The organism is Psychrilyobacter sp. (genome assembly GCF_037132775.1).
Classification (GTDB): Bacteria; Fusobacteriota; Fusobacteriia; order Fusobacteriales; family Fusobacteriaceae; genus Psychrilyobacter.
The window spans coordinates 1-9,017 of record NZ_JBAHZY010000034.1; the positions used below are offsets into that span (position 1 = coordinate 1).

A 9,017-nucleotide genomic window follows, 5' to 3' on the forward strand; every position below is an offset into this window, starting at 1 on the left:
TTTTCAGCAATACCAGATGATGAGTTAGAAAGAACTGTAGAAAGAATTAGAAATAGACCGCGAAAAGTATTAAATTATTTTACTGCAAATGAAGTTTTCCTTGAAAATATGTGGTGGTGTGCTTGACAAGACTCACCGCCAGAGATAAAAACTAAGAAAGTAAATAAAATAAGTAGGAGTTTTGAATATTATTTACTTCTTCCTATTTATAAATTAGCTATGTGGCATTTTAGAGGAGCTAAAAGAGGATTTAAAACCAATGAAAAGTGTACCTTGTGTGGATTTTGTGAGGAGAGGTGTCCTGTGGGTAATATAAAAGTAAGAGACAAAGTTGTTTGGGATGATTACTGTGAAGGTTGCTTTAGGTGTATTAACTATTGTCCATTTGAAGCCATAGAATATAAAACATATACAGAGGGGAAGCTAAGGTTTAAAAATAAAAGGATAGATATAAGTCAGGTTTAAATATTAAGAGTAACAAACATAAATTAATGGAGGTAAATTAAGAGATGAATATCAGAAAAGGAAGAATAGATGATATAGATAAGGTATATAAACTATATAAAAAAGTCTCCAAAATAGAGGGTGGAATAGCTAGGCTTGAAGATGAAGTCACTAGAGAGTATGTGGAAGGATTTATAAAGAATGCTTTGGATGATGGAGTTTTGATAGTGGCTGAAAAAGATGGAGAGGTAGTTGGGGAGATCCATGGATATAAAATTGGGCTTAGAGTTTTTGATCATGTATTATCAAATATAACCATAGTGGTATCTCCTGATTTTTATGGAGAAGGAATTGGTAAAAAAATATTCTTGAAATTCATGGAGGAAGGAAAAAAAATAGAAGGAATTTCAAGGATGGAATTGATTGCCAGAGAAAGTAATCAAAAAGCATTAAAATTTTATGAGAGTTTAGGATTTGAGATAGAGGGAAAGATGAGGCAGAGGATTAAAAATTCCAAGGATGAATTAGAAGCAGATATTATGATGGGAATAATATTTTAGACAGTTATTAAAAAATAGAGGTGATATGGTTTGTTGATGGTGTCATAAAATATCACAGAACTTTTGCAGAGATCATAAATACACTGAGTGAATGCGGATTTCAAATAGAGAAAGCCTTAGAGTCATTACCCAGTATAGAGGATATAAAGCTCATCCCAAAGATGGTACAGGATTTTCATAAGCCTAATTTTTTAATCCTAAAGGCAGGAAAAAAATAAATGATCAAGATTTGAAATGAGGTTATACAAAATTTTATAAAAGAAGGAGAGGTTTAGATGAAAATGTCGGAGAAATTAAGATGTAATGATGAGATAAGGATAATTGCCCCAGCAAGAAGCTTAAAGCTGATAGGGGAAGAGACCAGAATTTTTGCAAATAGATGTCTTGCTGAATTGGGGTTAAAGGTAACGTTTTCTAAAAACTGTGAGGCCAGTGATGATTTTATGTCTTCTTCCATAGAGGAGAGGATAGCGGATCTGCATGAGGCTTTTTCCGATAAGAATGTAAAGTGTATTTTAACTGTAATAGGAGGATATAATTCAAACCAACTGTTAAAATATATAGACTATGATCTGATAAAAAATAATCCTAAAATACTCTGTGGATATTCAGATATAACGGCTCTTTCAAATGCTATCTATACTAAAACTGGCCTGGTCACATATTCCGAACCCCATTATTCTACTTTTGGGATGAAAAAAGGGTTTGATTATACCCTTGAATACTTTAAAAGGTGTTTGTTTTCAAAGGATGAATATAAGATAGATCCTTCAAAAATGTGGAGTGATGATCTCTGGTTTTTAAATCAGGAAGTCAGAATATTTAATAAAAACAATGGCTATAAATCATTGGGAAAGGGAAGGGCAGAAGGGAAAATAATTGGGGGTATTTATGTACGCTGAACCTGTTACAAGGAACAGAATTTATGCCGGATTTAACGGATATAATACTCTTTCTAGAAGATGATGAGATGACTTCACCTGAAACATTTGATAGAGATCTGTAGTCTTTGATTCATCAGCCAAACTTTGATAAGGTTAGAGGGATAGTATTCGGGAGGTTTCAAATGCAATCAAAGATGGAAGAAGGCTTATTTGAAAAAATAATAAATTCAAAGGCAAAGTTGAAAGGTATGCCTATTATCTATGGAGCAGATTTTGGACACACTACCCCGCACCTTACTTTTCCTGTAGGAGGTTATGTAGAAATATCAGCAGACGAAAATATAGAGATTATAATCAAAAAGCATTAAATGAAGTTTTATAAAAAATAGGTTTTTATGAAGGATTAATATCTAAGACTCATAAATTAATATCGGAAAAAAATTAAAAAGTTACTTGAAGGAGTAAAAAAATGGCAAATATTAGACTAGTTAAACCAAATAAAGATTATGAAAATTCTTTTTTGACTTATGTTAAGGAAATAAAAAAGAGTGGATCAGAAACGTATGAACTATGTGACATGCTCCCCCACCTAGCCTATGAAAACAGATTGAGGAGGGGGCTTCTTGGGAAGTAAGTTATTAATTACTAACTTATATTTACCAAGCTCTATGGGTAAGCCCTACCCTGAATTTACAGTTTTTTATATATCATCTTTCTAGTTTACTAGATAGTTTCAGATAGCTGTATATCACTTTGAGCGTCAAAGCTTGGTTTTCGCTATTCTCAAAATGGTTCGTTTACTGTGAATATTTTACAGGACAACAGATTAATTGTCCTAACTTCATATATTCAATTGTTAATGTCCATAGATTAGTATAGCTTTTTTGTTATTAGAAACAAGTTAATTTTTAAAAAAACTAAGCATCTACTTGATGCTACTCACATTCATCCCCTACCTAAAGAGGTAAGGGGTGTTTTCCGAGTAAGGAGAGATAAAAATGCGGAAATTGATTTTAAATTATATATAGATGAATTAAAGGATGTTGAATTGGGGATTGGGTTACCAGAAGGTTGGGTTCCATGCAGCAGTTACTGGCTTGTTGACTCGAAGAAGAGAGAGCAATGGGAATCAAATTTTAAAGATGGGCTTATTAGAAGCCGGTAAGATAGGACTTAATAATTTATTGATTACTTGTGATGAGGCAAACATTGGTTCAGTAAGGATAATTGAAAAGAATAAGGGGAAATTAAGATCTTCATTTATAGATGAGGACACAGGTGAGAGAGTATTACAATATATTATTGAATTATAGGGTGAAATTCCAAGAAGGGATTTGTATAAATTTAAACGAGTGAAGGAGAATTAAAATATGCAAAGAATAGGAATAATAGGTGCTATGAATATAGAAGTTGAATTGTTATTAGGTAATATAGAACTGCAGAGGAAAGAAAAGATCGCAGGCTTTGTATTTTACGTGGGTAAATTATATGGAAAAGATGTGGTTATAACATCTTGCGGGATAGGGAAAGTAAATGCAGCTTCCTGCACTCAAGTATTAATCGATAGATTTGGAATTGATGGTATTATAAATACTGGTATTGCTGGAGGATTACATAAAGATGTTGAAGTCTGTGATATTGTTATCTCAAGCAATGTGACCCACCATGATGTGAGAAAAAAGCAGATGAAAAATTGGTTTCCTCATCAAGAGTATTTTGAAGGGGATAGGGAATTAATTGAAGCTGCAGAGAAGGCTTTTGAAAATAGTGATGTAATAACTAGCTCCTATCACTTAGGAAGAATTGTAAGTGGAGAATGTTTTGTAGATGATACTAAATTAAAAGAACAAATTATAAAAGGATATTCACCTCACTGTGTGGAGATGGAGGGGTCAGCTATTGGGCATGTGTCTCATATAAATGATGTGCCTTTCGTTGTGATAAGGAGTATCTCTGATAAAGCAGACGGAAAAGCGACTATAAGCTATGAAAAATTTGAAAAAATTACGGCACAAAATTCAGCAACAATAGTTATGAATATGATGAAAATATTGTAAAAATAAATTTTTATAGATCTATATTAAGCTGAATAAATATTTATTGAAAAGTTAAGAGTTCGACCAAGGAGAATTAAAATATGGATTCAGAGAATAAATCAGTAGAAATTATGTGGGAAAAATACTTGAAATCAATAGGTGAAAACTCAGACAATACAGATGAAAAGTATACTTCATGGTGTTTCTGTGATAATAAAAGAGATGCAGATGAACTGGCAGGATTAGTTAAACAGGGAATAAAAAGAGCTACAGCAGGATTATGCTATTCCTATGAAATAGAGGGGGATAAATTACCCGAAGTAGGAGATATAAGTATAGTTAAAAATTGGGATGAGGCAGCTCAGTGTATTATTCAGACGAAAAAAGTAAGTGTTGCACCCTTCAATGAAGTAAGTGAGGAGTTTGCAAGATTTGGAAGGAGAGGGAGATAAATCTTTAGAATACTGGTGAAAGGAACATGTAGATTTTTTTACCAGGGCATTAAAGAGCGAAGGACTAGAATTTTCAGAAGATATGCTAGTAGTCTGTGAGGAATTTGAGTTGATACACTAGGACTAGCTTTAAAGTTTGGAATACGCCCTCATTTCCCCTCTGAGGGCTAGGAGAAGATGTCCCTACAACTTATACCTATGGGATCGCTAAATCTAAAACTACGGCCTCATTTAAAGGGCTGGGAATACTAGGGTTGGGAGGGTTAAAAGTTGAAAGGACCATAGGTGGGCCTATAAGGATCATGGGTGAGCCTTATAGGCTCACAGGAGACTCTTTTTTAGGGTAAAAATCACTGTTTTTTAGATCTTATTGCAGTCGAATATATATCTGTACCTGATTCCCCTATTTAAGGGTATTTTTTTCTTTCTCTCCAATATTCTTGACCTGTCTAAATGATCGATGGATCTTTTAAGGGTAGATGTAGATATTTTTAAATGCCCGGCATAGTCTTTTATTGAAAATTCAAAATTTTCATATTCTTCTAAGAGGAGGTTTGTTCCTACGATCTTATCCATCCTGGTGAGGTCGGCTCTTTTCCAAATGTCACGAAGGTGCTTAGAAATATTGTCTCTATTTTTAATCAACATAAATATCACTCCTTATTAAACTTTATCTTAATTTTGCTAAAAAACTCCTTCTTCTATTAAGAGGGAGATGAATAGCAAAGGTTTTCTAATTAATTCCATCTTGACACTATCTCATATATTTTTCTCCTTTAATAGCTATGCAATAAATGTTATAATGTTATGTATATATCATATGTGTAGGAGGTGAAAATCTATGAAAAAATATAACAAAGTTTTTAAGTTTAGAATATTACCAACTAAAGAACAAGAACTATTAATTCGTAAAACTTTTGGTTCTACAAGGTTAATATATAATATATTTCTTGATAAGAAAATCAAATTATATGAGGGTGAAAAAAAATTCACTACATATACTACTCAAGCTAAAGAGCTCCCATTTTTAAAGAAAGAATTAGAATTCTTAAAAGAAGTGGATAGTATGTCTCTACAAATAACATTAAAAAATTTAGATAAAGCTTTCCAAGGATTCTTTAAAAAAATAACTGGATACCCTAAATTCAAGTCTAAAAGAAATACAAGAAAATCTTATTCAACTAATAATGTTAATAATGTTATCAGAATTGAAAATGGGAGATTAAAATTTCCTAAGCTCAAGAGTCTTAAGATAAAACTTCATAGATTGATACCTCAAGACCATAAAATTAAATCAGCTACCATAAGTTGTGAACCTAGTGAGGCTTATTATGTGAGCCTTTTGACTGAATTTCAATTAGATATTAAAACCAGTACCTAACGACAATAATATAATTGGTCTTGATTATTCTTCCAAAGAATTATTTGTTTCCTCTGAAAACCAAAGAGGTCATGCACCGAAATTCTATAATAAATATCAAGATAAATTAGCTAAAGAACAACGTATATTAGCTAGAAGAACCAAAGATTCTAATAATTGGTATAAACAAAAATTAAAAGTGGGTAGATTACATTCAAAAATTAAAAATTTAAGAGCCGATTATCTTCATAAATTATCTAAGAAACTTATAGAAAAATATAATGCAATCTGTATTGAAGATTTAGATCTTAAATCTATGAAGATAAAAAACCTAGCTAAACATACTTTTGACAATGCGTGGGGTATGCTCGTTAATATGCTTGAATATAAATCGATATTTTCAGGTAAACAAGTTATTAAAATAGATAGGTATTATTCTTCTTCTAAAACTTGTTCATCTTGTAATGCAGTAAAATCAACTCTTGAACTTAATGAAAGAATATATAAATGTGAATGCGGACTTTCGATAGATCGTGACTTAAATGCTCGTTACAATATACTTACAGAAGGAAAAAAACTACTAGCTTACTAAAATATATCAGGGTAGGGCTTACCCATAGAGCTTGGTAAATATGAGTTAGTATTTAAAACTCACTTCCCAAGAAGCCCTCTCCTCAAGCCGTTTTCATAGGCTAGGTGGGGGAGTATGTCACCCAATATATAACTACTAATTTAAAATTTCTTATACCAAGGAGGGCTTATGAAGATAGGAGCAGATAAAATTGTGCATCTACTTGCAGGGGCTTTAATATCCTTTGTTACTCTTCTAATAACCGGAAGTGGTCCCATGGGAATTATCATGGCTACCATAGCTGGTTCTTGGAAGGAATGGTGGAATAGTAAGGGGAATGGGAAGGTTGAATTCGCTGACTTTCTGGCAATGGCAGCAGGAGGTGTCCTAGCTGTTGGAGGTGTAAAATTATTCGGTACCTTATGGATTTTTTTAGGCTGAATCAGCTATTTGAGATGAAAGAGGACATTATTAAAGTTATACTGTCATACTGGAAAGGGATGGCAGTATAAAGAGAATCTGAAGAAAGGCTTTCAGAATGGTTTCTATCATTCTAGACCATTGATAAAATTAAACTTAAGTGGTAGGATAATTCCTTTTAAAATTTTCATAATTTTTATTATTTCCATAAATTTTTATTATTTCTATAAAAAAAAGCACGTAATTTAATTTTAGCTCTATTCCCTTCTTGAGATACAATATTTGCAACTAAATTGTTAACTGAAAGACTTGTTAAGGTAAATAAAATTAAATTTTTTCTCATGATTAGTAAAACCATTCTTCCCTTTAATATTTATAAGTAAAATACTCTGAAGATCTTTTTTTAAAATTATTTTATACCCTTTTTCTTTTGAGCAATTCATTTCCCTATAAATTTCATTATAAAAGTTCTGAGTTGTCATGATCGATTACCTCCATTTCATTTTTTTAATATATAACGTAAGTAGGTTAGTATTAATATATACCATATTTTGTTTGTTTTAAAAAAAATTATCCAAAGTAACAGAAGAAGGAATTGAAATAGCAATTGACTCTAATTCTTTTTCAGACTCACATTTAAAATTAGATTCTCCTCCTAAGCCTCCCTAAAGACTTCCCCTTATAATTACACCCTATAATCAAAATACAGCAAATAAGAAAGCCCTGAACTCAGTGGACTTATTTAAACCTAAAAAAAGCTACAGCCATATTCTTGTGACACTTACGATAAAGCGTATTTTTTCACCATGGCTACTTTTTGTTGTATTTAATTATACCAATTTTTACATTTTTAAAAATTTAATTATAAAGGAATTCCTTTATAGATGTATATATATAATTTATACAAGTAAAATGTTTAATTACTTTTTAAGGAGAATTAGAATATGAAAAAGAAAATGAAAATTGCGATTCTAGGTTCGGGTAATGGCGCATGTGCAGCAGCAGCAGATTGGTCTCTTGCTGGGCACGAGGTAAGAATGTTTGATTTTGAACAGTTCCCCAAAATTATTGAAGCAATTAATAAAAATGGTGGGGTAAGTGTTGAGGGAGAATTAAGCGGATTTGCACCAATAGCATCTTCTGGACATTCAATTGAAAAGGCTGTTATTGATGCGGATATGATACTAGCTATAGGACCTGCATTTAGTACAGAACCTTTTGCTAATGCTATTAAAGACTATATTAGTCCTAATCAGATTTATGTTGTGTGTCCTGGGTCTTTTGGTGGTGCATTAATTACAAAAAAAAATTTTATGAGCACTAAAAGTGCATCTGCCTGCACTATTTGTGAATCATCCACCTTACCTTATGCTGCAAGAATAATTGAACCGGGAGTGGTGAAAATTTTTCTTAAATTAAAAGGAGGACTATTCTTATCAACTATTCCAAAGGAGCAAGGAGAGAATGCTATCAAAGCTTTTAGAACTGTATATCCTCATACACAAAAAGCAAAAAATGTAATGCAGACAATGTTACAAAATTCTAATCCAGTAATCCACCCATCAGTAATGTTGCTGAATGCAGATGCGATTGAACGTTCGAAAGGTGAGTTATTATTCTATGAAGAGGGTGTTACTCCATCAGTAGGTAAACTTATTAAAGCTGTTGATGTGGAGCGAATTATGATTGCAGAAAAACTTGGTGTGGAAATTATTCCAGATGCAGAACTAGGAGTGTTACAAGGATATATGACTGAGGCATCATACAAATATGGTTATGCAAGTGCTCCAGGATTTAAAAGTATAACAGCACCAGATACATTAAATAATAGATATTTAACTGAAGATGTAGGTTATGGACTTGTATTTATGTCTGATTTAGCTGAAAAGCTTGGATTAGCTGTTCCGATGATTCACTAAGTTATTAATATTGCTTCAAAATTAATGGAGACAGATTATAAGAAAGAATCTATAAGAACTGTGGACACTCTAGGATTTAGCATTGAAGAAATTCTTGAAACCTAGAAACTTCATATAAGTATTTTTATATCTCATCCAGCAGGGTATTCAATTTTTATGGCATATTTTCTATAGTAATGGTTGGATTGATAGCAATGAAGATTATACCTGACCTTTGGACCAATGAAAGCGGCAGAAGCAAGGACAAGGGAAACTGGAAAGGTTATGTGGGACACTGCGAAACCTTTACTTGGTAAGGAGTTAACTGATATAAAACCAAAAGAAGGAATAAAATCAAATCTATTGTTAAATTTCTTTGCACCAGCAGTAAT

12 protein-coding genes and 1 pseudogene are annotated in these 9,017 nt (G+C 32.2%); 12 read left to right on the plus strand and 1 reads right to left on the minus strand.

The annotated features are described in order from the left end of the window. Positions 1–144: 144 nt before the first annotated feature. The 8 genes and pseudogenes from V5784_RS02075 to V5784_RS02110 all read left to right on the plus strand — a co-directional run bounded on the left by V5784_RS02075 (position 145) and on the right by V5784_RS02110 (position 4,376). Positions 145–465: an EFR1 family ferrodoxin gene (locus V5784_RS02075; RefSeq protein WP_336887400.1), complete on the plus strand. Its 321-nt coding sequence runs from the start codon at positions 145–147 to the stop codon at positions 463–465. A gap of 44 nt (positions 466–509) precedes the next feature. Continuing rightward, positions 510–1,004 (plus strand): N-acetyltransferase, encoded by a 495-nt coding sequence (locus V5784_RS02080; RefSeq protein WP_336887390.1) that lies wholly within the window; start codon positions 510–512, stop codon positions 1,002–1,004. A 275-nt stretch (positions 1,005–1,279) separates the two neighbouring features. Next, entirely contained in the window at positions 1,280–1,906 is a 627-nt protein-coding gene (locus V5784_RS02085) for an LD-carboxypeptidase (RefSeq protein ID WP_336887391.1), read from the plus strand. A gap of 23 nt (positions 1,907–1,929) precedes the next feature. Continuing rightward, a pseudogene (locus V5784_RS02090) lies at positions 1,930–2,256 on the plus strand (hypothetical protein). Positions 2,257–2,357: 101 nt separating this feature from the next. Beyond that, positions 2,358–2,522 (plus strand): hypothetical protein, encoded by a 165-nt coding sequence (locus tag V5784_RS02095; protein WP_336887392.1) that lies wholly within the window; start codon positions 2,358–2,360, stop codon positions 2,520–2,522. Between the two features lie 409 nt (positions 2,523–2,931). After that, the gene (locus V5784_RS02100) at positions 2,932–3,201 is read left to right on the plus strand and encodes a hypothetical protein (protein WP_336887393.1); all 270 of its coding nucleotides are present in this window, start codon (positions 2,932–2,934) and stop codon (positions 3,199–3,201) included. Positions 3,202–3,258: 57 nt separating this feature from the next. Then, positions 3,259–3,945: a 5'-methylthioadenosine/adenosylhomocysteine nucleosidase gene (locus V5784_RS02105; RefSeq protein WP_336887394.1), complete on the plus strand. Its 687-nt coding sequence runs from the start codon at positions 3,259–3,261 to the stop codon at positions 3,943–3,945. A gap of 80 nt (positions 3,946–4,025) precedes the next feature. Beyond that, positions 4,026–4,376, plus strand: coding sequence for an ASCH domain-containing protein (locus tag V5784_RS02110; protein ID WP_336887395.1), 351 nt, complete (start codon positions 4,026–4,028; stop codon positions 4,374–4,376). A gap of 360 nt (positions 4,377–4,736) precedes the next feature. Here V5784_RS02110 and V5784_RS02115 read toward each other — a convergent pair whose 3' ends face one another. Then, complete coding sequence (locus V5784_RS02115) at positions 4,737–5,024, minus strand: hypothetical protein (RefSeq protein WP_336887396.1); 288 nt, start codon at positions 5,022–5,024, stop codon at positions 4,737–4,739. A 193-nt stretch (positions 5,025–5,217) separates the two neighbouring features. On the opposite strand from V5784_RS02115, the gene V5784_RS02120 reads away from it, so the two are divergent. From V5784_RS02120 to V5784_RS02135, 4 genes are all read left to right on the plus strand, one after another. Further along, positions 5,218–5,757, plus strand: coding sequence for a transposase (locus tag V5784_RS02120; RefSeq protein ID WP_336887397.1), 540 nt, complete (start codon positions 5,218–5,220; stop codon positions 5,755–5,757). A 13-nt stretch (positions 5,758–5,770) separates the two neighbouring features. Next, positions 5,771–6,328: a transposase gene (locus V5784_RS02125; RefSeq protein ID WP_336887401.1), complete on the plus strand. Its 558-nt coding sequence runs from the start codon at positions 5,771–5,773 to the stop codon at positions 6,326–6,328. Between the two features lie 168 nt (positions 6,329–6,496). Continuing rightward, the gene (locus tag V5784_RS02130; protein ID WP_336887398.1) at positions 6,497–6,748 is read left to right on the plus strand and encodes a hypothetical protein; all 252 of its coding nucleotides are present in this window, start codon (positions 6,497–6,499) and stop codon (positions 6,746–6,748) included. 923 nt (positions 6,749–7,671) lie between these two features. Beyond that, positions 7,672–8,646 (plus strand): NAD/NADP octopine/nopaline dehydrogenase family protein, encoded by a 975-nt coding sequence (locus V5784_RS02135; RefSeq protein WP_336887399.1) that lies wholly within the window; start codon positions 7,672–7,674, stop codon positions 8,644–8,646. Positions 8,647–9,017 lie beyond the last annotated feature (371 nt).

What these genes read in the sequence shown, in the direction of transcription:
- V5784_RS02080 (WP_336887390.1), top strand. Translation starts at nt 510, where the DNA reads ATGAATATCAGAAAAGGAAGAATAGATGATATAGATAAGGTATATAAA.
- V5784_RS02085 (WP_336887391.1), top strand. Translation starts at nt 1,280, where the DNA reads ATGAAAATGTCGGAGAAATTAAGATGTAATGATGAGATAAGGATAATT.
- V5784_RS02095 (WP_336887392.1), top strand. Translation starts at nt 2,358, where the DNA reads ATGGCAAATATTAGACTAGTTAAACCAAATAAAGATTATGAAAATTCT.
- V5784_RS02105 (WP_336887394.1), top strand. Translation starts at nt 3,259, where the DNA reads ATGCAAAGAATAGGAATAATAGGTGCTATGAATATAGAAGTTGAATTG.
- V5784_RS02110 (WP_336887395.1), top strand. Translation starts at nt 4,026, where the DNA reads ATGGATTCAGAGAATAAATCAGTAGAAATTATGTGGGAAAAATACTTG.
- V5784_RS02115 (WP_336887396.1), bottom strand. Translation starts at nt 5,024, where the DNA reads ATGTTGATTAAAAATAGAGACAATATTTCTAAGCACCTTCGTGACATT.
- V5784_RS02120 (WP_336887397.1), top strand. Translation starts at nt 5,218, where the DNA reads ATGAAAAAATATAACAAAGTTTTTAAGTTTAGAATATTACCAACTAAA.
- V5784_RS02130 (WP_336887398.1), top strand. Translation starts at nt 6,497, where the DNA reads ATGAAGATAGGAGCAGATAAAATTGTGCATCTACTTGCAGGGGCTTTA.
- V5784_RS02135 (WP_336887399.1), top strand. Translation starts at nt 7,672, where the DNA reads ATGAAAAAGAAAATGAAAATTGCGATTCTAGGTTCGGGTAATGGCGCA.